General features: G+C 47.8%; 30 protein-coding genes and 2 pseudogenes. 23 read left to right on the plus strand and 9 right to left on the minus strand.

The window, feature by feature from the left end:
- Positions 1-7: 7 nt before the first annotated feature.
- The 10 genes from KEF85_RS08670 (at position 8) to KEF85_RS08715 (ending at position 7,939) form a co-directional block, all read left to right on the plus strand.
- Positions 8-736 (plus strand): esterase family protein, encoded by a 729-nt coding sequence (locus KEF85_RS08670; RefSeq protein ID WP_215579429.1) that lies wholly within the window; start codon positions 8-10, stop codon positions 734-736.
- A gap of 75 nt (positions 737-811) precedes the next feature.
- Positions 812-1,432, plus strand: coding sequence for an L-threonylcarbamoyladenylate synthase (locus KEF85_RS08675; RefSeq protein WP_215579432.1), 621 nt, complete (start codon positions 812-814; stop codon positions 1,430-1,432).
- A 5-nt stretch (positions 1,433-1,437) separates the two neighbouring features.
- Positions 1,438-2,091, plus strand: a complete 654-nt coding sequence (locus KEF85_RS08680; RefSeq protein ID WP_215579435.1) for a site-2 protease family protein — start codon at positions 1,438-1,440, stop codon at positions 2,089-2,091.
- 18 nt (positions 2,092-2,109) lie between these two features.
- Entirely contained in the window at positions 2,110-2,940 is an 831-nt protein-coding gene (locus tag KEF85_RS08685; protein ID WP_215579438.1) for a segregation and condensation protein A, read from the plus strand.
- Complete coding sequence (gene scpB / locus KEF85_RS17000; protein ID WP_343222062.1) at positions 2,843-3,832, plus strand: SMC-Scp complex subunit ScpB; 990 nt, start codon at positions 2,843-2,845, stop codon at positions 3,830-3,832. The genes KEF85_RS08685 and scpB overlap by 98 nt, the downstream gene beginning before the upstream one ends.
- Entirely contained in the window at positions 3,753-4,604 is an 852-nt protein-coding gene (rluB, locus tag KEF85_RS08695; protein ID WP_215579442.1) for a 23S rRNA pseudouridine(2605) synthase RluB, read from the plus strand. Before scpB ends, rluB begins: the two co-directional genes overlap by 80 nt.
- A 174-nt stretch (positions 4,605-4,778) precedes the next feature.
- A complete protein-coding gene (locus KEF85_RS08700) occupies positions 4,779-5,435 on the plus strand; it encodes a hypothetical protein (protein WP_215579445.1) in 657 nt (218 codons plus the stop codon).
- 329 nt (positions 5,436-5,764) lie between these two features.
- Complete coding sequence (locus KEF85_RS08705) at positions 5,765-6,196, plus strand: putative toxin-antitoxin system toxin component, PIN family (protein WP_215579455.1); 432 nt, start codon at positions 5,765-5,767, stop codon at positions 6,194-6,196.
- Complete coding sequence (locus KEF85_RS08710) at positions 6,193-6,408, plus strand: ribbon-helix-helix domain-containing protein (RefSeq protein WP_215579458.1); 216 nt, start codon at positions 6,193-6,195, stop codon at positions 6,406-6,408. Before KEF85_RS08705 ends, KEF85_RS08710 begins: the two co-directional genes overlap by 4 nt.
- Positions 6,409-7,747: 1,339 nt before the next feature.
- Positions 7,748-7,939 (plus strand): hypothetical protein, encoded by a 192-nt coding sequence (locus KEF85_RS08715; RefSeq protein WP_215579461.1) that lies wholly within the window; start codon positions 7,748-7,750, stop codon positions 7,937-7,939.
- 94 nt (positions 7,940-8,033) lie between these two features.
- Here KEF85_RS08715 and KEF85_RS08720 read toward each other — a convergent pair whose 3' ends face one another.
- From KEF85_RS08720 to KEF85_RS08750, 7 genes and pseudogenes are all read right to left on the minus strand, one after another.
- Positions 8,034-8,336 carry an XRE family transcriptional regulator gene (locus KEF85_RS08720; RefSeq protein ID WP_215579464.1) on the minus strand — a complete coding sequence of 101 codons (303 nt, stop codon included), beginning with the start codon at positions 8,334-8,336 and terminating at the stop codon, positions 8,034-8,036.
- Positions 8,333-8,476: pseudogene (locus tag KEF85_RS08725) on the minus strand (type II toxin-antitoxin system RelE/ParE family toxin); the annotation flags it as partial. The gene KEF85_RS08720 and the pseudogene KEF85_RS08725, both read right to left, overlap by 4 nt.
- A gap of 42 nt (positions 8,477-8,518) precedes the next feature.
- Positions 8,519-8,845 (minus strand): annotated as a pseudogene (locus KEF85_RS08730) (transposase domain-containing protein); the annotation flags it as partial.
- Complete coding sequence (locus tag KEF85_RS08735) at positions 8,833-9,063, minus strand: hypothetical protein (protein WP_215579471.1); 231 nt, start codon at positions 9,061-9,063, stop codon at positions 8,833-8,835. The gene KEF85_RS08735 and the pseudogene KEF85_RS08730, both read right to left, overlap by 13 nt.
- Positions 9,064-9,108: 45 nt before the next feature.
- The gene (gene tnpB / locus KEF85_RS08740) at positions 9,109-9,462 is read right to left on the minus strand and encodes an IS66 family insertion sequence element accessory protein TnpB (protein WP_215579475.1); all 354 of its coding nucleotides are present in this window, start codon (positions 9,460-9,462) and stop codon (positions 9,109-9,111) included.
- 8 nt (positions 9,463-9,470) lie between these two features.
- Positions 9,471-9,800 carry an IS66 family insertion sequence element accessory protein TnpA gene (gene tnpA, locus KEF85_RS08745; protein ID WP_215579477.1) on the minus strand — a complete coding sequence of 110 codons (330 nt, stop codon included), beginning with the start codon at positions 9,798-9,800 and terminating at the stop codon, positions 9,471-9,473.
- Between the two features lie 14 nt (positions 9,801-9,814).
- The gene (locus KEF85_RS08750; RefSeq protein ID WP_246534835.1) at positions 9,815-10,078 is read right to left on the minus strand and encodes a type II toxin-antitoxin system RelE/ParE family toxin; all 264 of its coding nucleotides are present in this window, start codon (positions 10,076-10,078) and stop codon (positions 9,815-9,817) included.
- A 148-nt stretch (positions 10,079-10,226) separates the two neighbouring features.
- On the opposite strand from KEF85_RS08750, the gene KEF85_RS08755 reads away from it, so the two are divergent.
- From KEF85_RS08755 to tpx, 12 genes are all read left to right on the plus strand, one after another.
- A complete protein-coding gene (locus KEF85_RS08755; protein ID WP_215579480.1) occupies positions 10,227-10,427 on the plus strand; it encodes a toxin-antitoxin system HicB family antitoxin in 201 nt (66 codons plus the stop codon).
- A gap of 907 nt (positions 10,428-11,334) precedes the next feature.
- The gene (gene queF / locus KEF85_RS08760; protein WP_215579483.1) at positions 11,335-11,724 is read left to right on the plus strand and encodes a preQ(1) synthase; all 390 of its coding nucleotides are present in this window, start codon (positions 11,335-11,337) and stop codon (positions 11,722-11,724) included.
- A 448-nt stretch (positions 11,725-12,172) separates the two neighbouring features.
- Positions 12,173-13,033: an archaetidylserine decarboxylase gene (gene asd / locus KEF85_RS08765; protein WP_215579486.1), complete on the plus strand. Its 861-nt coding sequence runs from the start codon at positions 12,173-12,175 to the stop codon at positions 13,031-13,033.
- Between the two features lie 159 nt (positions 13,034-13,192).
- Positions 13,193-13,546 (plus strand): preprotein translocase subunit YajC, encoded by a 354-nt coding sequence (gene yajC / locus KEF85_RS08770; RefSeq protein ID WP_215579489.1) that lies wholly within the window; start codon positions 13,193-13,195, stop codon positions 13,544-13,546.
- An 83-nt stretch (positions 13,547-13,629) separates the two neighbouring features.
- Entirely contained in the window at positions 13,630-15,477 is a 1,848-nt protein-coding gene (secD, locus tag KEF85_RS08775; RefSeq protein ID WP_215579491.1) for a protein translocase subunit SecD, read from the plus strand.
- Between the two features lie 540 nt (positions 15,478-16,017).
- The gene (gene ndk, locus KEF85_RS08780; protein ID WP_215579493.1) at positions 16,018-16,449 is read left to right on the plus strand and encodes a nucleoside-diphosphate kinase; all 432 of its coding nucleotides are present in this window, start codon (positions 16,018-16,020) and stop codon (positions 16,447-16,449) included.
- Positions 16,424-17,542, plus strand: a complete 1,119-nt coding sequence (gene rlmN, locus KEF85_RS08785; RefSeq protein ID WP_215579506.1) for a dual-specificity RNA methyltransferase RlmN — start codon at positions 16,424-16,426, stop codon at positions 17,540-17,542. The genes ndk and rlmN overlap by 26 nt, the downstream gene beginning before the upstream one ends.
- Before the next feature lie 104 nt (positions 17,543-17,646).
- Positions 17,647-18,942, plus strand: a complete 1,296-nt coding sequence (gene hisS, locus KEF85_RS08790; RefSeq protein WP_215579509.1) for a histidine--tRNA ligase — start codon at positions 17,647-17,649, stop codon at positions 18,940-18,942.
- A gap of 24 nt (positions 18,943-18,966) precedes the next feature.
- Positions 18,967-19,623: a YfgM family protein gene (locus tag KEF85_RS08795; RefSeq protein WP_215579512.1), complete on the plus strand. Its 657-nt coding sequence runs from the start codon at positions 18,967-18,969 to the stop codon at positions 19,621-19,623.
- A gap of 26 nt (positions 19,624-19,649) precedes the next feature.
- Positions 19,650-20,864, plus strand: a complete 1,215-nt coding sequence (bamB, locus tag KEF85_RS08800) for an outer membrane protein assembly factor BamB (RefSeq protein ID WP_215579515.1) — start codon at positions 19,650-19,652, stop codon at positions 20,862-20,864.
- 2 nt (positions 20,865-20,866) lie between these two features.
- Positions 20,867-22,267 carry a ribosome biogenesis GTPase Der gene (gene der, locus KEF85_RS08805; RefSeq protein ID WP_215579533.1) on the plus strand — a complete coding sequence of 467 codons (1,401 nt, stop codon included), beginning with the start codon at positions 20,867-20,869 and terminating at the stop codon, positions 22,265-22,267.
- Positions 22,268-22,291: 24 nt separating this feature from the next.
- Positions 22,292-22,789, plus strand: a complete 498-nt coding sequence (tpx, locus tag KEF85_RS08810) for a thiol peroxidase (protein ID WP_215579536.1) — start codon at positions 22,292-22,294, stop codon at positions 22,787-22,789.
- Between the two features lie 50 nt (positions 22,790-22,839).
- Here tpx and KEF85_RS08815 read toward each other — a convergent pair whose 3' ends face one another.
- Positions 22,840-23,802: a WecB/TagA/CpsF family glycosyltransferase gene (locus KEF85_RS08815; protein ID WP_215579538.1), complete on the minus strand. Its 963-nt coding sequence runs from the start codon at positions 23,800-23,802 to the stop codon at positions 22,840-22,842.
- A 170-nt stretch (positions 23,803-23,972) separates the two neighbouring features.
- On the minus strand, positions 23,973-24,740 hold the full coding sequence (locus KEF85_RS08820) for a M90 family metallopeptidase (protein ID WP_215579539.1): 768 nt from the start codon (positions 24,738-24,740) through the stop codon (positions 23,973-23,975).
- An 81-nt stretch (positions 24,741-24,821) separates the two neighbouring features.
- Here KEF85_RS08820 and KEF85_RS08825 point away from each other — a divergent pair, with 81 nt between their 5' ends.
- On the plus strand, positions 24,822-25,256 hold the full coding sequence (locus KEF85_RS08825; protein WP_215579541.1) for a DUF2721 domain-containing protein: 435 nt from the start codon (positions 24,822-24,824) through the stop codon (positions 25,254-25,256).
- The last annotated feature ends 58 nt before the right edge of the window (positions 25,257-25,314 follow it).

Consider the following 25,314-nt stretch of genomic DNA (forward strand, 5'->3'; position numbering starts at 1 on the left):
ACCGATTATGAATCGTGAATATCATCACTGGTTTTCTCCCAGACTGGGTCGAGATATGGAGTTTCTGGTCTTTGGTCATGCCGGTGCCAAGGTATTGATATTTCCTACCCGAGACGGTCGCTTTTACGAATATGAAAATTTACGCATTGTCGACAGCCTGAGCAGTAAAATTGCCGCCGGGCAATTGCAATTGTATTGCCTGGACAGCATAGATCACGAAACTTTTTACTGTTTCTGGAACCAACCGAATCACCGCATCCAGCGCCATATCCAGTTTGAAGATTATGTATTAAACGAAATTATCCCGTTTATGCAGGCCAAAAATCCGCACCCGGACATTATTGTCCACGGCTGCAGCCTTGGTGCCTATCATGCCACCAATATCGCCTTCCGCCACCCGCATTTGTTTAGCCGGTTGGTGGCTTTTTCGGGACGCTTTGATTTAACCCTGGAAATCGAACACTTTAAAAACCTGTTTGACGGCTATTACGATGAAGATATTTATTTTCATACTCCGACACATTTTTTACCCAATCTCAATTGTGAACGCCAATTAGACGCGATCCGGCAAATGGATATTACTTTGGTCATAGGCAAACAAGATCCGTTTTTGCAAAACAATCATCAGTTAAGCCATATTTTGAATCAAAAAGGCGTGCGTCATGCCTTGTATGAGTGGGAGGGCAGGGCGCATCAAGGCCATTATTGGCGGCGTATGGCACCTTTGTATATATAAGGCGTTTTAAAAAGTTGACTTAGCCTTTTAAAACGGCAATTAGGATACAATAGCTATTTTTGCTGTGTTTCTCTAATGGCCCTGTTTCTTGAAATTCATACCCAAAATCCACAACCGCGCCTGATCCAGCAAGCGGTTGAGATTCTGGAAAAGGGTGGAGTAATCGCCTATCCCACCGACACCAGCTATGCATTGGGTGCGCGTATCGGCGACAAACAGGCGGCTGACAGCATACGCCGGATTCGCCGCCTGGACGACAGTCACAATTTAACCCTGCTGTGCAACGATTTGTCGCAAGTTGCCACCTTTACCCGCATGGGTAACGATGCCCATAGGCTGATAAAAAAACTGACACCAGGGCCGTTTACCTTTATATTGGATGCCACCCGTGAGGTGCCGCGCCGCCTGCAACATCCCAAGAAGAAAACCATAGGTGTGCGTATTCCCGACTATCGCATTGCCCAGGCTATTGTTGCCGCGCTGGGGGAACCTTTACTGACCTCGACACTGATCATGCCCGGCGAGGAAGATGCCTTGACCGACCCCTTTGATATCCGACAATTGCTTGACCGTGAACTGGATTTAATTATCGATGCCGGCATAGTTGAATATCAACCCACTACCATCATCAGCTGTATGGATAATGTATTTGAAATTGTCAGACAAGGCATCGGCATTGCGCCGATGTTGGAGTAAGCACTGTGGATGATTTATCGCTGGTACAGCGCATTGTAATCTGGGTTTTACCAGTGGTTTTCGCTATCACAGGCCACGAAGTGGCGCACGGCTGGATGGCTAAAAAATACGGCGATAACACAGCCTTTCTACAAGGCCGGTTAAGCCTGAACCCGTTAAAACATATCGATCCGTTAGGCACCATTATTATCCCCGGCTTGATGCTGATTACCTTTACCGGGTTTATTTTTGGCTGGGCCAAACCGGTACCGATAGATGCGCGTAACTTCAAGCAGCCGAAACAGGCCATTATGATGGTGGCTTTGGCCGGGCCATCGGCAAATTTGCTGATGGCTTTTATCTGGGCATTAATTGCCAGAATTGGCGTTACTTTCCATGAATTTGAATTTTTTGCCATTCCGTTGATTAAAACCGGGGAAGCCGGCATCCATATCAATTTGATACTGGCCTTGTTGAATCTACTGCCGATACCACCGTTAGACGGCAGCCGTATCTTATCCGGCATGCTGCCGGATTACTGGGCCTGGCAATTCAATCGTCTGGAGCGATTTGGCTTTATCATTTTACTGGTATTGCTGATGACTAATGTGGTGGGCATGGTGCTGGCTTATCCGCTGTTTTATGCCAGTCAGCTGTTTTTTAGCCTGGCCGGCTTGTAGTCGCAGTAACTGGGACCGATGACGACAACTGATCTGGCAGCATCTGCAGAAACAGCGCTGATCACGCCGTTGGCCATGGTGTACGGCCAGCCCTATCAGGATTTGCCCGACGACTTATATATTCCGCCCGATGCTCTGGAAGTGTTTCTGGATGCATTTGAAGGGCCGCTGGATTTGTTATTGTATTTAATCCGCCGACAGAATCTGGATGTATTGAATATTCCGATTGCCCAGATAACCAAGCAATATATAGCCTATATCGATATCATGGATCAATTGCGGCTGGAACTGGCCGCTGAATATCTGGTGATGGCGGCACTGCTGGCGGAAATAAAATCGCGAATGTTACTGCCGCGGCAGGTAGACGCCGAAGCAGAAGAAGAGGACCCACGCGCCTATTTGATTCGTAAACTCCAGGAATACGAAGCTATCAAACTGGCAGCGGAACATCTGGATCAGCTGCCCCGCGACGAACGCGACACCTTTGCGATCAGTGTCGATACGGCTACCGTCAGTGTGGCCCAGGCCTTACCGGGCGTTGCACTCAAGGAAGTCCTGCTGGCGTTTCAGGATGTGTTGAAACGTGTCGAGCAGCTTAGTCATCATCAAATAACCAAAGAACCTTTATCAGTCCGTGAACGAATGGCAACCATTTTGGAAAAACTTAACCGGTCAGATAGCCTCGCTTTCGGAGCGTTATTTACCCGAAGCGAAGGAAAAAACGGCGTGGTTGTCGCGTTTCTTGCCATCCTTGAGCTCAGCAAAGAAGGAATCATCGACATCTTCCAGTCCGAGCCTTACGCCGGACTCAACGTTAGAGTTCGCAGCAGAAGCGCTGACACCATCTGAACCACCCGAACAGCCTGCAGCCTATGTTGACGCGGAAATCAGTCCAGCCAAACCCAAAGCCAAACCCCGTAAACCCAAGCCGGCAGTTGAGGCCCATCAGCCGCCACCAGCTTCGGCACCGGTCATTTTGCGGCGTCAGCCACCCAGGCTGCCATCTGCATTTTCCAGGCAGCAACCCTGGCTTAAACCGCAGCCGGAGGTGGTTACCGAAAGCCGCAGCACCACAGTTATTCAGCCTGAAACCGAGGCTGCCATGAATATCAAACGCATCGTCGAAGCGATTCTGTTTGCGGCCAACAAACCGATGACCATTAAACAGATTCAGGACGTATTTCCGGAACTGGAACAGCCCAATACCCTGGATATTCAGGAAGCTATTGAAGCCATCAGCCAGGATTATCTGGATCGGCCGATAGGCTTGCAAAAACTGGCCAGCGGTTACCGCTTTCAGGTCAGAGAGGGTTTGGGCTATTGGCTAAGCCGGATTTTTGACGAAAAACCGCCGCGTTATTCCAGAGCGCTACTGGAAACTCTGGCCATTATTGCCTATCGCCAACCCGTTACGCGCGGCGAAATTGAAGACATCCGCGGCGTCAGCGTCAGCAGCAGTATTATCCAGACCCTGCTGGAACGGGAATGGGTGCGCGTGATCGCCCACAAAGAAGTACCGGGCCGCCCGGCGCTCTATGGCACCACCAAACAGTTTCTGGATTATTTTAATATCAGCTCATTGGCCGAATTACCGACTCTGCAAGAACTTGTCGACACTAATTTCAGCCTTGACTCCCAACAGCCTTTAGTACAGGAAAACAGTGAAAGACAGCAAATCATTTCCGCAGAAGCCCAGCAATCCCCGCCAGACCCGGCGGAATCCGGGCAAAACCCCAACTAAACCAGCCAGCCCTGCGTCAAATCAGGATAGCGCGGCTGGTGGCGAACGCATTCAAAAAGTGCTGGCCAGAGCCGGCCTGGGCTCGCGCCGGGAAATCGAGCGCTGGATACAGGAAGGCCGGTTAACCGTCAACAATGCCCAAGTCGCACTGGGCTACCACTTAAAACCCGGCGATTATCTGCAAATCAATGGCCGGGTAGTGAAATGGGACAAATACACCGACCAGCCGACCAGAGTAGTGGTTTACCACAAACCAGCCGGCGAAATGGTCACCCGTCACGACCCGGAAGGCCGCCCCACCATCTTCAGCCGCCTGCCAAAACTGGCAGTGGGCCGCTGGATTGCGGTAGGCCGGCTGGACATCAATACCTCCGGTCTGATCCTGGTCACCAACAACGGCGAACTGGCCAACCGGCTGATGCATCCGTCCCGCCAGGTTGAACGCGAGTACGCAGTCCGCATCCTCGGCGATGTGGAAGAAAGCACCCTGGAACGCCTGCGCCAAGGCGTGGAACTGGAAGACGGCCCGGCCCATTTCGATGAAATCCGTTACTACGCCGGTGAAGGCGCCAATAAATGGTATTACGTGGTGGTTAAACAGGGTCGTAACCGCCTGGTCAGACGCCTATGGGAATCCCAGGGTGTTAAAGTCAGCCGCTTAATCCGGGTACGCTACGGCGAAGTCGTGTTACCGGAACGGGTTAGAGCTAACGATCATTATGAATTGGATGCCAAGGAATTGCAGCAGTTGATGGGGTTTGTTGAATTGTAAGCAGGCTGATTGGTAAAAACTCAGACAGGCCCCAATCAAACGATATTTCCGATGGCTGTAATATGTCTTTTTACCCCAAAAATTGGATTTTTTTCGATGACACACTTTCAAATGGATCAACCTTTACCCCCGGTAATTGTATCTCGAGAACTTGTTCAGTCATTGCATTCGTATTTGACTAACAAATCGTTATCACTTGCCTTAGCAGATGATGACCTAGCAAAAGTTTCGTCAGCAATTAAAATTTCTATTCAGGATGACCTAGGAAAAGAAACAATGAGTTCGCTTATTGAATATGCACCCAACAAATTTCCTGACACAACAAAAAATGTAGACGTAATATTTTCTAATGCATTTGGTACTAGTCTATATGACCTATCAATTGAAGTGCGATTCAACCGCGACAAAATGTTCTCGGAATTGAAAATCTCTTGCAATAGAGATAACGCGCGCGAACTGGCACACGGGATCACCCATGGTATACTACAATGTCTTGGCCCGCACAAAAAAGGATTAGTCTGGCTGTATCCAAATCGATTTATCGAAGGTGTAATTTGGTCGACACTGGGTGCCGATGTCATGTTACTTGCGACCAGTTCTGTGAACACTCAGACATTTATTCCGGCATATATATTTATTTTTATTATATTAGTCTCATATATTTTTATTCTTCCAAAGCTTCGCCCTTATAATGAATTTGAGTCTCGCAAGACCGAGGATAAGCTTAAATGGTGGGATTGGTTCATGAAAGGATCACTAGGATTCATTATATTCGGAACGATCTTTGCTCTATTGAAGGAATGGTTCATAAGACAAACCATTGGAAGTTAACTAAGGCCATAATGTGCGCCAGACATATAGGGTGCTGCCGTCAGGCGCACCGTTCGCGATCATTGCGCCTCGCATAGCTCCACACAACCTATTTGATGTCGAACATTTTCGGGGTTACGGAGGGAGGCTGCAAGTAAATCGACAGTCATTCACCAGCCAAAACCGCTGTCCACTCCTGGCCGATTACCCCCCACCAGCCAAAGTCAAACTAAAGATGATGATTAGTCCCAGTAAGCGAAGGTAGGCAAGCTAATCTATCAATGAAGTTTTCTGATGACAATTGGTTGCTATGATAAGATTTATGCTGGCATATACGATGGCATTATTTTGTGGCAATCAAGGTTGTAGTCGATACAAACGTTTTAGTCGCCGGATTGATAGGCGGCAAAGGGCCAAATAGGGAAGTGCTTCGTTGCTGCCTCCAGGGTGAATTACTTCCCTTTATTGGCAACGAGCTATTCCTTGAATATCAAGACTTGCTGAATCGGGAGCACATTCAGGCGCTTTGCAAGCAAACTAGCGTAACGCTGATGGAGTTTCTAGATGGTTTTGCCCAGGTTTGCAGGCCGGTTGACGCTCGGTACCTATGGCGTCCCAATTTAAAGGATGAAGCAGATAACCATTTAATTGAACTGGCAATTGCAGCCAATGCCAAATATATTATTACCAATAATGTGGCTGATTTTGCAACTGCGGAACTCAAGCACTTGGGTTATGAAGTCATTACACCAGAACAGCTTTTGAGGTTACTACGATCATGACAACCTTATCTATCCGCTTACCCGACGATATGGCAGAAAAACTGAAGAAAATTGCCCAAATCAGGGACATTAGCGTCAATAAACTAATGTTTGAACTATCTGTGCAAGTCTTGGCAGAAGAAGAAGCCAAGCAACGTTTCTTGGCTGCTCAACTGCGTGGAAATCCCAAGCGGGCCTTGCAACAGCTGGATGGGCTTGATTTATTGGCCTAGACTCAAGAAACTGTCATTATTCATTGTTAATGTTGCTTAAATAATTTTAAAACAATTGGTTAGCTTAAAGTAATGTGATGGGCTACTTTTAATATCTTACAAGTTACTGTTTTTTAAGATATTTTTTGGTTAATGGTTGATTTTGGTTCGAGTGGTGCAGGGCATTGTTGAATCCCAATGACTCTGCTTTGATTAAGGCTACGCTGCGAATTCCTCGATTCCACTGCGTTGCATCGAGGCTACGGGTCGCGATTATATAGGCTATGGTGGCCGGCTGTGTAGGGTATTTTTGCGATTGCTAAACATAAAACACCCGCGAGGTTTGGTGGCTTGCCTGGCAGCGAAGCCACCCTACATGGCTACTTTCAACACCTTAAAAATGACTGTTTTTTTAGGCTATGTTTGCGTTAATGGTTGATTTTGGTTTAAGTGGTGCAGGGCATTGTTGAATCCCAATGACTCTGCTTTGATTAAGGCTACGCTGCGAATCCCTCGATTCCACTGCGTTGCATCGAGGCTACGGGTCGCGATGATATAGGCTATGGTGGCCCGGCTGTGTAGGGTATTTTTGCGATTGCTAAACATAAAACACCCGCGAGGTTTGGTGGCTTGCCTAGCGGCGAAGCCACCCTACATGGCTGCTTTCAACACCTTAAAAATGACTGTTTTTTTAGGCTATGTTTGGGTTAATGGTTGATTTTGGTTTAAGTGGTGCAGGGCATTGTTGAATCCCACTGACTCTGCTTTGATTAAGGCTACGCTGCGAATCCCTCGATTCCACTGCGTTGCATCGAGGCTACGGGTCGCGATGATATAGGCTATGGTGGCCGGCTGTATAGGGTATTTTTGCGATTGCTAAACATAAAACACCCGCGAGGTTTGGTGGCTTGCCTGGCAGCGAAGCCACCCTACATGGCTACTTTCAACACCTTAAAAATGACTGTTTTTTTAGGCTATGTTTGCGTTAATGGTTGATTTTGGTTTAAGTGGTGCAGGGCATTGTTGAATCCCACTGACTCTGCTTTGATTAAGGCTACGCTGCGAATTCCTCGATTCCACTGCGTTGCATCGAGGCTACGGGTCGCGATGATATACCAGCTGTATTCGTAACTGCGGATCGGCAACTATACGAGGCTATTTTGAGAACGGATTTTGGGCATCTTGCTGAAGAAATGGTGAGTCACGTAGGAATTGTTCAATTAGTTGATTTGCTTGTCGGACTGAAAGGCGACGAACGGGTTCTTGGCGAACTTTTGTGGAGCAGTAAAGTCTCCGAACGCTCACAGCGTATTAGGTCATACTTAACAGTTGAAGCGTTGAGTTTGACGAAGCACTTGCGATGACAATGCATGAAGTCGTGGAGGCTCAATCGGATGCTATCGCTCGAGAAATGGAGCGGGATGGGACTGATCTTGAAGCCACAGAACCGAGAGCGCGTATCAAGGCACTTAAATCACTCGGCGCTTTTGAGGAAAACTTCTTCGCGGGAATGAGTGAAGCAATCAAAAAGCTAGAAAAACTCATTGAATAACAGTGAATAAGTCGTAAGCGGACATCCGTGGTTCTGACTTCGGCCGTCCTCTTTTAGCCGTTTTGAGCCTACAAATGGCCATGACCGTACAAGTTTACACCGGTTCCAACTCTATTTTTACCTTTTTACCAAGCGCGGCGGCTGCGCTCACTAAGGTGGTCAAGGTTAAACTGGTATCTTCTTCATCCAACAATCGATTAAGTGAAGCTCTGCTGGTGTGCATTTTTTTTGCCATCGCAGTCTTAGTGAGTTTAAGCGTAGACATACCTTCTGATATTTGCCAGGCAATGACACGCTTGGTCGCTACCGCTGTAACTTCGTCAAGAATAGCTTCCTCGCTGAGAAAATCATCGAAGTCACTGCCAATATGGGGATTTTCTTCGTGTTGACTGTTCATTGCTTACCTCGTAATGCTTTCAATCTTTGTTTGGCCAAATCGATTTCTGGCTTCGGTGTTTTTTGACTTTTCTTGACAAATCCATGCAGCAAAATCATCGTATGCTTGTCAATTACAAACAGAATGCGGCCGATCCGGTTATCAAGTTTAACTGTAAGCGCTTAATAAAGCACGTACTACCCCTATCTGGCAAAATTCTGATTTTTAAAATTCCAGGGCAACAAGGCTTCAATTTTTTCAACCGTATCGGCATAAGGCAGTGCTTTGAGGACTTGGGTTAAATAGGCGTAGGGTTCTATTCCATTAGCTTTAGCCGTTTCAATCAAACTGTAATGGATTGCGCTGGCTTGTGCCCCTTTGGGGCTATCACTGAATAACCCTGCTTTGCGACCAATCACAAAGGGACGAATAGCGTTTTCAGCAAGAATATTGCTGATGTTCAATTCCCCATTCGAGCAATACACCATCAGCTTATCCCATTGATTACTGAGGTAAGTCATGGCCTTGCCGGCGAAGGTGCAAAGCGTTTGACTTTGGATAACCGTAGCGCTTCTTCGAGTAACTCAATCCGTTGTTTGAGCGAGGCAATGACTTCGGATTTAAGTTCAACGGTTTGCGTTAACTCATCCACGCGTTGTGCTTTTTCAAGTAATTCAGCGAGCATCCCCGGCAACAAGACAGCCGAGTAATCATCGTGTTCTAAGGCAGGAAAGTGAGGTGAAATCATGCTGATATTATACGCGATTTCACTCCGTAAATACTGATATTTCCCTTAAAAAACAGATTCATAATGCCGGTTTTTATGGCCTTTCATGACGCTAATGTCATAGCCATCCAAAAGCCAATTCAACTGCTGACCGGTTAACGTTAACAGTGCCTCATCACCCTTCGGCCACTTGAACTTATCCTCGACCAAAGCCTTGTAATAAAGGACAAAGCCCGTGTTTTCCCAGAACAAACATTTGATTTTAGTTCGCTGCTGATTGGTGAACGCATACAGCCCACCATCAAACGGATTATGGCCGAGCTCACACTCAATAATCGCCGCCAGGCCACGATGGGATTTGCGAAAATCAATGGCTTGCCGGTAAAGATAGACCTCTGTCAGTTCCAAGGCGGGGCGCATGATATAAGTCACCGCAATACCTCAAGCAAGGGTTTAATCAAAGCCAGATTAGTCTGCGTAATCCCGGTCAACCGGATGCCATCCCGAAAGCACAAGGACAAGCCCGGCGAGGAAGGTGTGGCGACAGGTGCCGCTACTTGCACTCGGGCAAAGCCGCTTTTTGGATCAGGCGAAATCGGTTCGCACTCTGCCAGGAACTTGCGCTTCCAATAACTAAATCGATGGACAAGTAGCGCTTGCTGGCGGCAGTAACTGGCTTGAGATAACCCGGAGGTGTGCCATTGCTCGATATGGCGTTGCCAGAATTCGTGATCGGTATTGCTTTCGGTTGATGCCATCGTAAATCCCAAGTTTATAGCGTGGGGATAGTCTGACAGGGCCCATAAGGGTTGTGAATTACGCGGATAATTGAGCGCTTACGTTTAACTCTAACTTCCCATATGTCACCTTCGAGATGATCGACTAAGGGCATACCGAGAGGCCAACCGTATTGAACTGTTTTGATATCTTCGCCAATGGTTTTTCTGTCTTGGGCAGATAATCCTTTCAACCATTCTCTAACGGGCTCGCTACCTGCTTCAGTTGCAAAAAATTTAACAGAAAGTATTGGATTCATTTATGCAGCGTACCAAAAATGATACACTATAGCAAGAACTCTTTGACCTAAAAAAGATCATTATATGGTACGCAGGCAGCAACTTTCTTTAATCTTGCTATTGATAGCAAGCTACGGGGATGCGATTTGGTCAAACTTAAAGTTTGCGATGTTGCGCAAGATGGTCTTACCCGACGATATGGCCGAAAGATTGAAGAAAATTGCCCAAATTAGGGAGATAAGCGTCAATAATCTAATGTTTGAACTATCGGCAGAAGAAGAAGCCAAGAAACGTTGCTTGGCTGCTCAACTGCGTGAAAATCCCAAGCGGGCCTTGCAACTACTGGATGAGCTTGATTTATTGGCCTAGGCTCCAAAAATTTTCATTAGTTAGTGCCCATTTTATTGACTGATTTTAAAACAACTAGTTAGCTTAAAATGATGTGATCCACTGTGTTTAACATATTACATCTGACTGTTTTTTAAGGCTATGCTGCCAATCCCTCGATTCCACTACGTTACATCGAGGCTACGGATCGCGATGATATAGGCTATGGTGGGCGGCTGTGTAGGGTATTTTTGCGATTGCTAAACATAAAACACCCGCGAGGTTTGGTGGCTTGCCTGGCGGCGAAGCCACCCTACATGGCTGCTTTCTACACCTTAAAAATGACTGTTTTTTAAGGCTATGTTTGGGTTAATGGTTGATTTTGGTTTAAGTGGTGCAGGGCATTGTTGAATCCCACTGACTCTGCTTTGATTAAGGCTACGCTGCGAATTCCTCGATTCCACTGCGTTGCATCGAGGCTACGGGTCGCGATGATATAGGCTGGTGGCCCGCTGTGTAGGGTATTTTTATCATAGCTAAACACCACACCTGCGTGGTTTTGGTGGCTTGCCTGGCGGCGAAGCCACCTTACGTGGCTAAAAAGAAGTGGTTGGTTGGCTTAAATTGAGGTTATTTCTTAACCGAAAAGCCGTATCAACTTTGCAAACGGTATAGATTCAGCTAAAACCAGTTTGCCTTGAAACCTGTCTATAACAATAACCTGCTTTGACAAGCCTTCATCCGCATGGCAAATTGTCTAAAGTCATGCCCAAACACGGCTTAGCTGCTAAAATAGCGGGTTTGCCGTCAGCGCTCAGTTAATGACGTAGCCTTGATGCAGCGAAGCGGAAGCGAGGCTGTAGGCTGTGAATGGCGTGATGACCCTGTGTTTCATTACCGCTACGGCGTTTTTACCCAATCATTATTCAATCAAGTTTTTAGAGATTCAATGACCACCCAACCCAGTTCAGACCTTGTTACCTTTCCAAATCCCCGGCCCGTGCGCGACTTTACTATCCGTATTGATATTCCGGAGTTTACCTGTTTATGCCCGGTCACCGGCCAGCCGGATTTTGCCAAACTGGTGTTGGAATATGTGCCTGATGAGTTATGCGTGGAATTAAAATCCCTTAAGCTGTATATGTGGACTTTCCGGGAACGCGGCGCTTTTCATGAGGCGGTGACTAATGAGATTTTGGATCATATTGTGGCGGCGACTTCACCAAAATTCATGCGCTTACGTGCGGAATTTAATGTTAGAGGTGGGATTTATACTACGGTGATTGCGGAACACCGGCAGGAGGGCTGGCAGGCTCCTGAGCTGGTAGCCTTGCCTTAAGCGTCAGCAACAAAATAAAGGCCTACATCCTCGATTCCGCTGTGCTGCATCGAGGCTACGTGGGGTTTGTTTTAAGGTGTTTGGGATTGGTGTTTCTACGCTAAATGCCGCGATTGATGCGCTTCACTTTGTTCAGCACATCCTACATTCTTGGCGAGAAAGTAAGTATTTGTGGGATTTTGGATTAAGTTGTTTGCTTTAACAATAAGTTAAAGATTATTCGTGGTGATTTGGCTTCGATTCCCGGATTCCGCTGCGCTGCATCCAGGCTACGTGGGCTTTGGTTTTAAGGTGTTTGGGATTGGTGTTTCTACGCTAAATGCCGCGATTGATGCGCTTCACTTTGCTCAGCACATCCTACATTTCTGGCGCAAAAATATGTATTAAATTTTGGACATTAATTTGGCTTGGCTTAGCAAACAATCTATGCAATTACTAAAGTATCATCATGACATTTAAAGAAATACTGGCTGTCTGGCCGCAATATATTTTACCTCAGCATCTGCTGTCTGGCTGGATGTCTAAGCTGACTCATTGCGAAAATCGCTGGTTCAAAAATCTGTTTATTCGCTTGATTATCAAGTTGTACGGGGTGAATCTGAGTGAGGCCCAGTCTGAGGATTTAAGTGATTATGCCAGTTTTAATGCTTTTTTTACCCGCGAGCTGAAAGCCGATGTGCGTAGTCTGGCTGGAGCTGCCAATGCGATTGCCAGTCCGGCTGATGGGGCTATCAGTCAGTTGGGCCGGATTGAGGCCGGGCAAATTTTTCAGGCGAAAGGCCATCACTATACGGTGCAGGATTTGTTGGGCGGTGACGCTGAGCAGGCCAAGCTGTTTGCTAATGGCAGTTTTGCCACTATTTATTTGTCTCCCAAGGATTATCACCGGCTGCATATGCCTTTTGCCGGGGTGCTGAAGGAGATGGTGCATGTACCGGGCAAATTATTTAGTGTCAATACGGTGACGGTGGGAGTGGTACCGGGTTTGTTTGCCCGTAATGAACGGGTGGTGTGTCTGTTTGACACGGAAATCGGCCCGATGGCGTTGATTCTGGTGGGTGCGATTTTTGTTAACAGTATTGAAACTGTCTGGCATGGGGTGGTAACGCCGCCGACTTTGGCTGCGCCACGCAGTTGGCAATATCAGCAGTATGCGCCAATATTGAGCAAAGGTGCAGAAATGGGCCGTTTCAATATGGGTTCTACCATTATTGTGCTGTTTGGCGAGAATGCCGTGCAATGGCGTGATAATCTGCAGGCCGGAACAGTGGTACGGCTGGGCGAATCGTTGGGCACCAGCACTCTCTGACCGGCCTTGGCCCGGTTCGGCGACTGTTTCTGCACTAAGGTAGGGCAGGGCGGGCTTAAACATTATACGCTTATGACTTTGAGTATGGCATAATGCGCAGGTTTTCCGGTACGCTGCCGGAATAAAATATAGAGTTACGATAATAAATAGAGGATAACAATGAGTTTTTTTATATCTGATGCGTTGGCGCAAGCCGCACCTGCTGCCCAACAACCTGGTTTTGAAGGTATGCTCTTCCCACTGGGTATCCTGGTGTTTTTCTATTTTTTATTTATTCGTCCTCAAGCCAAGCGCAGTAAAGAACAAAAACAATTGCTGGCTACTTTGAACAAAGGCACTGAAGTGGTTACCACCGGCGGTATTTTAGGCAAAGTGATAGAACTTGACGACAATTTTGTGAAACTGGAAGTTTCAGACAATATCTTTATTCAGGTTCAGCGTCATGCCATTGCCAATTTAATGCCTAAAGGTACTTATAAGGCGGCTTTAAACATTAAAAAACCTAAAATTTAAATCCAGGCCGGCTTTAACGACGTGACAGACGCTTTTCCAACTTTGTTCGCTGTCCAGCTGTCTCTGTTATTAATGGAATAATCATGCAAAATCACTTCCCCCTATGGAAAAACGCACTGGTTCTGATCGTGCTGGTTCTTGGAATTTTATATTCGCTGCCGAATTTGTTCGGTAACGACCCGGCTGTACAGCTGGCTTCAACCGGTGCCAACCCTCTGGCGCAAAGCCAGGCGGATGATGTGCAAGCCAGCTTGAATAATGCCGGTTTGACCGTCAAAGCGTTTGAATTTAATGATGGCAGAATTCTGGCACGCTTTAACAACACCGACGAACAATTAAAAGCCGCCGACCTGTTACGTGACAAAATGTCCGGCAAAGCCACTGTGGCGCTGAATCTGGCCCCGGCGACGCCAAACTGGCTGAGCGCCATCGGCGCAAAACCGATGTATTTGGGTCTGGATTTACGCGGCGGGGTGCATTTTCTGCTGGAAGTGGATATGGAATCGGCCGTTAAACAAGCCGAAGAGCGTTATGTCAACGATATTCGTGCCGGTTTTCGTGATGCCAAAGTCCGTTATCAATCGGTTTCCAAAGAAGTTGACGGCATCAAAATCAGCCTGGCCAATGACGAATCCAAAGAAGCGGCGCTGGCGGTACTGGATAAAGATTTCCGCAATCTGGATATTGCTGAACGCGGTGACAATGAGTTTATTGCCACGATACCTGAGCGCTATCTGAAAGAAATCAAAAAATCGGCTCTTGGTCAGAATATTACCACTTTGCGCAACCGGATTAACGAGCTGGGTGTTGCCGAGCCGATTATTCAGCAACAGGGTGACAGCCGGATTGTGGTGCAATTGCCGGGTGTACAGGATACCGCGCACGCCAAAGAATTATTGGGTACTACCGCTACGCTGGAATACCGGTTGGTGGATACCGAACATGATATTCAATCCGCTATTGCCGGCCATGTACCGGTGGGTAGCCGGATTTATCCGGACAAAAACGGTAACCCGGTGTTGCTGAAACGCTCGGTGATTGTTACTGGCGATCAGATTACCGATGCGTCCTCCGGTTTGGATCAGGATGGTTCTCCGGCGGTATTTATTACCCTGGATAATATCGGCGCCAAAAAAATGGGTAAATTTACCCAGGAAAATATCGGCAAACCGATGGCGGTGGTCTTTATAGAATACAAGTCTGAAACCAAGGTGGTGGATGGCCAGAAAGTTCAGCATAAGGAAAAAGTTGAAAAAGTGATCAGTATCGCCACGATTCGCGATTCTTTTAGTAAACGTTTTCAGACTACCGGTCTGGATAATACTCAGGAAGCCCGCACGCTGGCCTTGCTGTTACGCGCCGGTGCATTGGCGGCCCCGGTGGAAATTGTGGAAGAACGGACTGTCGGTCCTAGTCTGGGTCAGGAAAATATTGACCAAGGTGTGACTTCGATTACTGTCGGTTTCTTCCTGGTGGTGTTTTTCATGCTGGTTTACTATCGGGGCTTTGGTTTGATTGCCAATTTTGCTCTGTTATTCAATCTGGTGGTGTTAACCGCGATTCTGTCTCTGTTGCAAGCCACCTTAACTTTGCCGGGTATGGCGGGTATCGTGCTGACGCTGGGTATGGCGGTGGATGCCAACGTTCTGATTAACGAACGGATCCGCGAAGAATTGCGCAACGGCCACGGCCCGCAAGCCAGTATTTATATCGGCTATGAAAAAGCTTTCGGCACCATTCTGGACTCCAACACCACCACTTTGCTGGTAGCGCTGGTGTTGTTCGGCTTTGGTACCGGCCCGGTCAAAGGTTTTGCCGTGGTGTTGTCGCTGGGTATTTTGACTTCGATGTTTACTGCGATTACCGGTACCCGGATGCTGGTCAACTGGATTTACGGCGGCGAGAAGCCTGTCGAGAAATTGTCTATCTAGACAAAATATAACCCGTCCTCAGTGCCGCGTTGTGGGGCATTGAGGGGGGAACTGAATACAGAATTGCTGCCGAATGACGGCAGGGTATTATAATAAATAACATAATTGCTTAGCGTAACATTGCGTGAGCTTTTTTAAACAAGTTGTTTGCTTCGAGTGGTGCGCTGCACTGCGTTTAGCACATCCTACGGTGAGCCTGTTTTTAAAGGAATACTTGGACGTTGAGTAGTTACTAATTGCTCAACATAACTTTGCGTGAGCCTTTTTAAACAAGTTGTTTGCTTCGAGTGATGCGCTGCACTGCGTTTAGCACATCCTACGGTGAGCCTGTTTTTAAAGGAATACTTGGACGTTGAGTAGTTACTAATTGCTCAACATAACTTTGCGTGAGCTTTTTTAAACAAGTTGTTTGCTTCGAGTGATGCGCTGCACTGCGTTTAGCACATCCTACGGGGGGCTTGTTTTTTAAAGGGATACTTTGACGCTGAGTAGCTACTAACTATATAACTATTTCATCAACTTAACACTGGAGTTTATACCATGGCTATCGAACGTACTTTCTCAATCATCAAACCTGATGCTGTTGCTAAAAATGTGATTGGAGAAATTGTCAGCCGCTTTGAAAAAAACGGCCTGCGCGTGGTTGCTTCAAAATTGCTGCATTTAAGCCAAGAACAAGCAGAAGGTTTTTATGCAGTCCATAAAGAACGTCCTTTCTTCAATGATCTGGTCAAATTCATGATTTCCGGCCCTATTGTTGCTCAAGTGCTGGAAGGCGAAAACGCTGTGCTGAAAAATAGGGAACTGATGGGTGCCACCAATCCTAAAGATGCTGCCCCAGGCACCATCCGCGCCGACTTTGCTGAAAGCATAGACGAAAACGCGGTACATGGTTCCGATGCTCAGGAAACAGCCAAAGAAGAAATCGCTTACTTTTTCACTGCTGATGAAATCCACTCCCGTACCCGCTAATTCAGCCGGTATCAATTTACTGGATTTCGACAGAAAAGGCCTGCAGGCTTTTTTTGCCGAACTCGGTGAAAAGCCGTTTCGCGCCACGCAGTTGCTGAAATGGATTTATCAGGAGGGTATCACTGATTTTGATGAGATGACCAATCTGAGTAAATCCTTGCGGCAATATCTGCAGACCCATTGTCAGATCAAAACCCCGGAATTGGTGGTGGAGCAATTGGCATCAGATGGTACCTGTAAATGGGTGGTGCAAATGCATTGCGGCAATCGGGTGGAAACTGTCTATATTCCTGAGGAAAGACGTGCCACGTTGTGCGTGTCTTCCCAGGTGGGCTGCGCTTTGGCTTGCCGGTTTTGTTCGACGGCTCAACAGGGTTTTAACCGTAATTTGACGGTCAGTGAAATTATTGGTCAGCTGTATCTGGCTCAGCAACGGTTGGGACCGGAACGCCGGATTACCAATGTGGTGATGATGGGCATGGGCGAACCCTTATTGAATTTTGATAATGTGGTTGCTGCCATGAATTTGATGATGGACGACTTTTGCTATGGCTTGTCCAAGCGCCGGGTCACCATCAGTACTTCCGGTGTGGTGCCGGCCATGAATCGTTTGCATCAGGTTTGTGATGTGAGTATGGCGGTATCCTTACACGCTCCCAACGACGCCTTACGCGACGAGCTGGTGCCGATTAACCAGAAATATCCGTTAAAAGAATTGATGGCAGCCTGCCAGGAATATGCCAAAACCGGCCCTAGAAAACATATCACTTTTGAATATGTGATGCTGGACGGTGTCAATGACTCTCCAGAGGATGCCAGACAGTTGGTCAAACTGTTGAAAACCGTACCTTCAAAAGTCAATTTAATTCCGTTTAATCCGTTTCCGCAATCGAATTACCGTTGCTCAAGTCTGGCGACGATACAAAAATTTCGGGATATTCTGCATCATGCCGGCATTGTCACTACCATCCGCAAAACCCGTGGTGAAGATATCGATGCGGCTTGTGGGCAGCTGGTTGGCCAGGTTCAGGATAAAAGCCGCAGACATTTAAAGTTGCAAGCAGTTGCAGCGGCGACTCAGACACCTATTTAGTAAACTATCGAAACTGGATGGCAGTGGCTGAGGGCAGCAGCTCTGATCAGCATTCACCGCATCCAACTCAGCTTTTGGCATTCAATTCGGCAACAAACAGCAATATGGCAAAACAACAACAGGCGATCCAGGCTATCCGCGGCATGCATGACATTCTGCCGGAACAGTCTCCTTACTGGCAATGGCTGGAAAATCAGGCCAAACAAATTCTGGCCGGTTACGGTTATCAGGAAATCCGCCTGCCCATCGTCGAAAAAACCGAATTATTCAAGCGCTCTATCGGTGAAGTGACCGATATTGTCGAAAAAGAGATGTACACTTTTGATGACAGAAACGGTGATTCGCTGACTTTACGTCCGGAAGGTACTGCCGGCTGCCTGCGCGCCTGCCTGGAACACGGTTTGCTGCATAATCAAAGCCATCGTTTATGGTATTATGGGCCTATGTTCCGTCATGAGCGGCCTCAGAAAGGCCGTTACCGGCAGTTTTACCAGCTTGGTGTTGAAACTTACGGGATGCCGGGCCCGGATATTGATGCCGAAATCATTGTGCTGACCGACCGGTTGTGGAAAGCACTGGGTATCCGCGATAAAGTTGAATTGCAGATCAACTCGTTGGGTACCAGTGAGGAGCGGGCGGCTTATAAGGACACGCTGGTGACTTATTTTATAGCGCATATCAGCGAACTTGATGAAGACAGCTTACGCCGACTGGAAACCAATCCGTTGCGCATTCTGGACAGTAAAAACCCCGATATGCAGGCCATGCTGCAACAGGCACCGGTATTGCTGGCCCATTTGGGTGAGGCCAGCTTAAGTCATTTTAATCAGCTTAAAGCCATGCTGGATGAACTGGGTATCCGCTATCAGTTGAACACTCGTCTGGTGCGCGGCCTGGATTATTACGGCAAAACGGTATTTGAATGGGTCACTGATGCCTTGGGTTCGCAAGGCACTATTTGTGCCGGTGGCCGTTATGATGGTCTGATTGAGCAATTAGGCGGCAAAACCAATTATGCCGTCGGTTTTGCCATGGGCATGGAACGCATCCTGGCGCTGGTGGAGCAACTCGGTACCGCCAGTTTGCCGCCTGCCGTTGATGTTTATATGATACGGGTAGGCGAAATTGCCGAAATTGCCGGGCTGAAGCTGGCGGAACAAATCCGCGATCAGTTGCCGGGCTTGAAATTACAGATCAATTGCGGCGGCGGCAGTTTTAAAAGCCAGTTTAAGAAAGCCGATAAATCTGAGGCGGCCTATGCCATTATTTTAGGTGACGATGAAGCTCAGCGCGGTGTAGCGGCGCTGAAGTCTCTGCGGGTAGAGCAGGAGCAAGTTACCTTGGCGTATGCTGATTTAGTCAAATTTCTGACTGATCTGCATACCGGACAATCACTTTAAATTAACAAACCAAAGAGTAGCAACGTGGCAATTTACGATACCGAAGAAGAACAACTCGAACAGTTGAAAAAATGGTGGGAAAGCAATCAAACCTCTGTGATTGCCGGCATAATCGGTGCAGCAGTCTTGCTGACCGGCCTTAATTTCTGGGAAAAAAGCCGTCTTGAAGGCCGTAGCCAGGCTTCGCAAACCTATCAGGAGTTATTGAAAAGCTCTGATATCAATCAAACCGATAGTGTGGAAAAGCTGGCGGAAAAGCTGGCGGCTGAACATAGCTCATCGGCTTATACCCAGTTTGCGGCCTTGGAGCTGGCTAAAGTTAAAGTCCAGAATGGTGATCTGGAAGCTGCCAAACGGATTCTGCAAAACCAGATTAAAACTGCAGACAGCCCGGAAATTAAACATGTGGCCCGTTTACGTTTGTTGCATTTACTGCTGGCCAGCAAAGAGTATGAAAAAGGCCTGCAATTGATTGCTGAAGTGGATCCGGCGGCTAAAGAAGGTTTTTCTGCCAGTTACGATGAGTTACAGGGCGATTTATATATCGGCCTGGATCGGCTAGACGAAGCCCGTAGCGCCTACCAAAGTGCGATCCGCTCCGGCCATGCTTCGCCGTTGGCTCAGTTTAAACTGGATGATATTGCGGCACCGGCTTTCACTATCCCCCCTCAGGCGCAATAAATTTAGTTATTTTGACCACTTTCATCATGTTTTTGATTTCTTACCTGCGGCTGAGTGTTGTCGCTATCGCTTTAAGCAGTCTGTTGTTACTGAGCGCGTGCGCCGGGATGGAAACGCTGACTGACATGATGACCGGTCTGACTGAGCTGTTTTCCGATGATGATACGGCTGATCCTCCGGCCATACTGGCCGAGGATTTTCAGGGCGAAACCCAGGTTGATATGTTATGGAAAGAAAATGTCGGTAAGGGTGCTGATCAGAAAAATCTGAAACTGATTCCGGTGGTGGCCAATAACAGGTTGTTTGTTGCCGATTACAATGGCAGAGTACAAGCTAGGGAAACCGGCGACGGGGAGTTGGTTTGGGAAAATAAAACTGAATATACCTTCGCCGCCGGCCCTGGTTTAGGCGCAGAATTGGTCATCATGGGTACCAGTCATGGTGAAGTGGTGGCTTTTGACCGCATCACTGGTCTGCAAAAATGGAGTACGCCGGTGTCCAGTGAAGTGCTGGCTGTGCCGGTAGTCGCTCATGGCAAAGTCATTATCCGCACCACCGACGGCAAAATTATCGCGCTTAGAGAAGCTGACGGCGGTTTTGTCTGGGTTGCTGAATACAGCGTACCAGCGCTGAGCATTCGCGGTGCCGGCACGCCATTGGTGTTTGACGACAAAGTGATTGCCGGTGCTGCCAACGGCAAGTTGATTGCGTTGCAATTAGTGGATGGTAAAACTTTATGGGAAACCACCATCGCCATTCCCACTGGCCGTTCCGAAGTTGAACGTTTGGTCGATCTGGATGTGGACCCCATTGAAGCACGCGGCTCTTTATTTATAGCCAGCTATCAAAGCGGCACTGCTTCTGTTGCGGAAGGCGATGGCGATGTGTTGTGGCGTAACGAAAGTGTGTCAACCTATACCGGCATCAGCGCCGACTGGCGTTATTTATACATCAGCGACAGCCACGGCGAAGTCTGGCAATTGGATCAGCGTAGCGGTGCCTCGTTATGGAAACAAAAAGAATTGCATAACCGGCAGTTAAGCGCCGCAATTGCTTATCAGAACTATGTGGTAGCCGGCGATTTTGAAGGTTATGTCCACTGGCTGTCTACCAATGACGGCAAAGTGATGGGACGTATCAAACTCACCAAAGCCCCCATAGAAACCAAACCGGTGATAGCCGACGGTATCGTTTATATTTATGCAAAAGACGGCACCCTCGCAGCCTTGAAAGCGAGATGACCATGTTACCTGTAATTGCTCTGGTGGGCCGACCTAACGTCGGTAAATCCACATTATTTAATTATCTTACCCGCAGCCGTGAAGCGCTGGTTGCCGATTATCCCGGACTCACCAGAGATCGCCAATATGGCCGGGTTAGACGCGGTGAGCGTGACTGCCTGGTGGTGGACACCGGCGGTATCACCGATGTTGACGACGGCATTGAACAATTTGCCAGAAAACAGGTGGAAGTTGCGCTGCAGGAAGCTGATGTGGTGTTCTTTCTGGTGGATGCCCGTGACGGTATTAATGCCGCCGATCAGGACATAGCCGATTTTCTGCGCAAACTCGGTAAACCGGTGGTGCTGGTGGTCAATAAAATTGACGGCATAGACAGCAATACCGTCAGCCATGACTTTTATAGCCTGGCGCTGGGTGAGCCGGTTGCCATCGCGGCGGCTCATGGCCGTAATGTTTCCGACCTGCTGGCCCGTATTGATGAATTGTTACCCGCGCAATCTGATGATGAAGTGCTGGATCAGGAACAGGGTATCGCTATTGCCGTGGTGGGCCGCCCCAATGTCGGCAAATCCACGCTGGTTAACCGCCTGCTGGGTGAAGAACGGGTGGTGGTTTTTGATGAAGCCGGTACTACCCGCGACAGCATCTATATCCCATTTGAACGCAACGGCCAAAAATTTACCCTGATCGACACGGCCGGGATGCGCCGCCGTGCCAAAGTCTCGCTGCTGGTGGAAAAATTCAGTATCATCAAGTCACTGCAAGCTATTGAAAAAGCGCATGTGGTGATTTATCTTATCGATGCTCAGGAAGGTGTTACCGATCAGGATGCCCATATTCTGGGCCTGGTACTGGAAGCGGGCCGGGCGCTGATTATCGGCATCAATAAATGGGATGGTCTGACTAACGAACATCGTGAGTTCGTGAAAAAACAGCTGGATATCAAACTGACTTTCCTGGAATATGCCGAAAAACATCCGATTTCGGCCTTGCACGGCAGTGGGGTAGGCAAATTATTTGATGTGGTGCATAGTTTGTACGAATCGGCGATGATAGATATGTCGACACCGGTGTTGACGCGGATTCTCAGCGATGCGGTGGCCGCCCATCAGCCGCCGTTGGTGGGTACTCGCCGCATCAAACTGAAATATGCTCACCAAGGTGGTCGTAATCCGCCGGTGGTGGTAATCCACGGTGTGCAAACCGATGTGTTGCCGGGCGTTTACAAACGTTATTTGATGAATTATTTTCGTGAGCAATTACGGCTGAAAGGTACTACGGTAAGATTGGTATTCAAGTCGCCGGAAAATCCGTTCAAAGGGCAGAAAAATCCGCTGAGCGACCGGCAGGTGAAAAAACGCAAGCGGCTGGTCGAATTCAGTAAAAGCAAACGTAAAAAATAAAAAATCTCTATCCAGGAGGCAGTCATGGCAACCATCACTTTTCAGGGCAAACCCCTTAACACTAATGGCGAATTGCCGGCAGTGGGTTCGGCTGCGCCGGACTTTAAACTGACTAACCGTAAATTGGTGGATGTTAGTCTGGCTGAATTTGCCGGCAAGCGTAAAGTGCTGAACATCGTGCCCAGCCTGGATACCCCGACTTGCCAGACTTCCACCCGCAAATTCAACGAAAAAGCCGCCCATCTGCCCAACACGGTGGTATTGGTTATTTCCGCCGATCTGCCGTTTGCCCAGGTGAGATTTTGTGAAATAGAAGGCATCAAGCATGTCATCCCGCTTTCCACTTTTCGCTCCAGCTTTGCCCATGACTATGGTGTGCTGCTGCTGGATAGTATTCTGGCCGGCTTAACCGCCCGCGCCGTGTTGGTTATTGATGAGCATGACAAGGTTATCTATGGCCAGTTAGTGCCGGAAATAGCTGACGAACCGGATTACACGGCGGCCTTGGCAGTTTTGGCGTGAAACAAGAACTCCCTGAGGTGTTTTTGCGATAGCAAAAGGCTAAACAGGCTTCAAGGTTTACGCTGGCCTACCTGGCTTGTGAATCGATCGAAAACCTTTCTGGCAAGCCAATGTTTGACAAATAGCCAGATAAACACCGGATTGGTTTGCACATAGCGTTTCAGCAAGCGCCTGTCATGTAATAATCTGTATAACCATTCCAGGCCGAACTTTTGCAGTGCCAACGGCGCCCTGGGCTTATGACCGGATAAGAAGTCAAAAGCCGCCCCTACACCAATTTGGATAGGTGCCTGGATGCGTGACAAATGTTCAGCTATCCACTTTTCCTGTTTGGGCGCGCCCAGCGCTACCCATAAAAAATCCGGCTGTGCAGCATTAATATCAGCCACCAGTTGCTGATCTTCTGCCGCCGATAATTCCCGAAATGGCGGCGCATATTCGCCCACAATTTCCACGCCGGGAAACTGCTGCCGCATAGCTAGAGTCAGTTGACTTAACACCTGAGGTTTAGCCCCCAGAAAATAATGTTTCCAGGCCCGGCTGCGGCCTTTATCCAGGCATTCCAGCATCAAGTCCGGTCCTGATAACCTGCCGGCAATTCCGGCATTGTGAATCAGATTGGCATACCAGACCAGCGGTGTGCCATCCATAGCGGTTAAAGCCTGATCATTGATAGCCCGCAGCTGTTTGTCCTTAAGACTGGTGACTAGCGTATGGACATTGGCCAGACAAACTTGATGCGCTGTTTTGGCTGGAATCCAGTCGGCAAACAATTTGAGAATTTTTTCATAATCCAGTAATTGGAATGATATGCCTAATACCTGTACAGTTTTTGCTGTGAACATGGCATTCGGAAACGGTAATATTTGTACGCACTTATTGCTGTGCCTAACTAGACTGGTATCCTGGCCGGGTTTTAGCTCAAACCCGGCCAGTTGATGCGGTAAACGATAATCAATCGCCATATTCACCGGCATTTTTGGCCCGGCAGTCAGTCTGTTCAGATGAGGCATAGTCGTTTCGGCTGAAAAGTAGGTTGATTCGTTATGTTTATTTGTACACAACGATAAGCCGTTTTAAGCCTGAGGTCAAACCCAATCTATAAAATAGATAATTAACCATAAAGAAATAATGCTGGATCGTGGGCTAAGCACACCTTGTGTAGTTCTAATCTAATCAAACCTCAATTCTGCCGCAGCAAAGGATCTTGCCGGTAATAAAGCTGTAATTGCCGATACAGCTCAGGGAAATACTGATGCAATATCGCTGGCGCACAGAAAAAATACTCACTGCAGACCGCAAAACATTCGGCTGGGTCACTGGCTGCATAAGGATTGATGGCGGTATGGTGATGATGATTTAAACTGGTTTGCAAAGCCTGGTAGGCTTGGCTAAATGCTGCTGTCCATTCTGTAATAATCATACAGGTATGCAGCGGCGGCATGCCATTGGCCCGGCCGTTCAACATATCCAGTTTATGGGCAATTTCATGTATCACTACATTCTGCCCGGAATGTGGATTGCTGACATCATAATGAATATCGGCCCAGGACAAAATAACCGGCCCGTTTTGCCAGGCTTCGCCGCTCAAAATCCTGGCCTGCGGATGCACAACCCCGTATGCATCGGTTTGGGCACGCTTGACATAAAAAGCATCGGGATAAATTAAAATATACCGCCAGCCGGTGAGCAAGCCTATACCTAATTTTAGTACCGGCAAACAAGCTAAGGCGGCGATAGTCAAGGCCATAGGTGGGGTAATGCTGATACCGGCACCATCAATGGTCTTGTGATATAAAAACACACTGGCCAATTCGCGCAGATGGGCTTTTTCGACGGCGCTTAATCCGCTGAACACTGCCATAGGCTCGATCACTGCAGCCCATTCGCTATGTGGAATCGAATGGCGATGCAAAATATAACGCCTATATGCCCGTTGAATGCAATTCATCAATTTATGTGCCCGACTGTCAGACTTTTGTTAAACTTTGCCATCTATATTGTTTAAATATTTATAAAAATATCAGAAAAAATGGACGCTTTAACCAATATACCGATAGTTGCACATGTTATCCAGCAAGCTTTGACCCCGGTTTTTTTATTAGGCGGAGTAGGGGCCTTTTTAAATATGCTGACCGGACGCTTGGCCAGGGCTGTGGATCGATATAGAAGCCTTAGTGAAACCAGCGATATGACCAGCTCAGTGGCCCATATTCAGGAGTTGAAGGCTTTACCCAACCGGGTGCGCCTGATTAATCTTTCCATTAGCTTATGTACTGTTTGCGCCTTGCTGGTTTGTCTGTCCATTGTTACCTTGTTTGTCGGCGCAGAACTGGGCATTAACCTGTCCAGAGTGATTTCGGTGATATTTATTACCGCTATTTTCGCCTTGACCGGCGGCTTGGTGTATTTTCTGCGCGAGATTACTCTGGCTATAGAAATCATCGGTATTGATAAAGATCACTGACTTTAGACTTTGCACACCGGGCCGCTTAGGCGTAAAGTAAACTTTTTAATCCTATATC

This window comes from Methylomonas paludis (assembly GCF_018734325.1).
Classification (GTDB): Bacteria; Pseudomonadota; Gammaproteobacteria; order Methylococcales; family Methylomonadaceae; genus Methylomonas; species Methylomonas paludis.

Excerpts from the sequence above, each read along its gene's own strand:
- KEF85_RS08715 (WP_215579461.1), top strand. The coding sequence starts at position 7,748 with ATGACAATGCATGAAGTCGTGGAGGCTCAATCGGATGCTATCGCTCGA.
- KEF85_RS08685 (WP_215579438.1), top strand. The coding sequence starts at position 2,110 with ATGACGACAACTGATCTGGCAGCATCTGCAGAAACAGCGCTGATCACG.
- tnpB (WP_215579475.1), bottom strand. The coding sequence starts at position 9,462 with ATGCGCCCCGCCTTGGAACTGACAGAGGTCTATCTTTACCGGCAAGCC.
- KEF85_RS08750 (WP_246534835.1), bottom strand. The coding sequence starts at position 10,078 with ATGAATCCAATACTTTCTGTTAAATTTTTTGCAACTGAAGCAGGTAGC.
- secD (WP_215579491.1), top strand. The coding sequence starts at position 13,630 with ATGCAAAATCACTTCCCCCTATGGAAAAACGCACTGGTTCTGATCGTG.
- der (WP_215579533.1), top strand. The coding sequence starts at position 20,867 with ATGTTACCTGTAATTGCTCTGGTGGGCCGACCTAACGTCGGTAAATCC.
- KEF85_RS08710 (WP_215579458.1), top strand. The coding sequence starts at position 6,193 with ATGACAACCTTATCTATCCGCTTACCCGACGATATGGCAGAAAAACTG.
- queF (WP_215579483.1), top strand. The coding sequence starts at position 11,335 with ATGACCACCCAACCCAGTTCAGACCTTGTTACCTTTCCAAATCCCCGG.
- KEF85_RS08675 (WP_215579432.1), top strand. The coding sequence starts at position 812 with ATGGCCCTGTTTCTTGAAATTCATACCCAAAATCCACAACCGCGCCTG.
- ndk (WP_215579493.1), top strand. The coding sequence starts at position 16,018 with ATGGCTATCGAACGTACTTTCTCAATCATCAAACCTGATGCTGTTGCT.
- rlmN (WP_215579506.1), top strand. The coding sequence starts at position 16,424 with ATGAAATCCACTCCCGTACCCGCTAATTCAGCCGGTATCAATTTACTG.
- KEF85_RS08825 (WP_215579541.1), top strand. The coding sequence starts at position 24,822 with ATGGACGCTTTAACCAATATACCGATAGTTGCACATGTTATCCAGCAA.
- KEF85_RS08735 (WP_215579471.1), bottom strand. The coding sequence starts at position 9,063 with ATGATTTCACCTCACTTTCCTGCCTTAGAACACGATGATTACTCGGCT.
- bamB (WP_215579515.1), top strand. The coding sequence starts at position 19,650 with ATGTTTTTGATTTCTTACCTGCGGCTGAGTGTTGTCGCTATCGCTTTA.
- KEF85_RS08755 (WP_215579480.1), top strand. The coding sequence starts at position 10,227 with ATGTTGCGCAAGATGGTCTTACCCGACGATATGGCCGAAAGATTGAAG.
- tpx (WP_215579536.1), top strand. The coding sequence starts at position 22,292 with ATGGCAACCATCACTTTTCAGGGCAAACCCCTTAACACTAATGGCGAA.
- KEF85_RS08720 (WP_215579464.1), bottom strand. The coding sequence starts at position 8,336 with ATGAACAGTCAACACGAAGAAAATCCCCATATTGGCAGTGACTTCGAT.
- KEF85_RS08670 (WP_215579429.1), top strand. The coding sequence starts at position 8 with ATGAATCGTGAATATCATCACTGGTTTTCTCCCAGACTGGGTCGAGAT.
- hisS (WP_215579509.1), top strand. The coding sequence starts at position 17,647 with ATGGCAAAACAACAACAGGCGATCCAGGCTATCCGCGGCATGCATGAC.
- KEF85_RS08815 (WP_215579538.1), bottom strand. The coding sequence starts at position 23,802 with ATGCCTCATCTGAACAGACTGACTGCCGGGCCAAAAATGCCGGTGAAT.
- yajC (WP_215579489.1), top strand. The coding sequence starts at position 13,193 with ATGAGTTTTTTTATATCTGATGCGTTGGCGCAAGCCGCACCTGCTGCC.
- asd (WP_215579486.1), top strand. The coding sequence starts at position 12,173 with ATGACATTTAAAGAAATACTGGCTGTCTGGCCGCAATATATTTTACCT.
- tnpA (WP_215579477.1), bottom strand. The coding sequence starts at position 9,800 with ATGGCATCAACCGAAAGCAATACCGATCACGAATTCTGGCAACGCCAT.
- KEF85_RS08820 (WP_215579539.1), bottom strand. The coding sequence starts at position 24,740 with ATGAATTGCATTCAACGGGCATATAGGCGTTATATTTTGCATCGCCAT.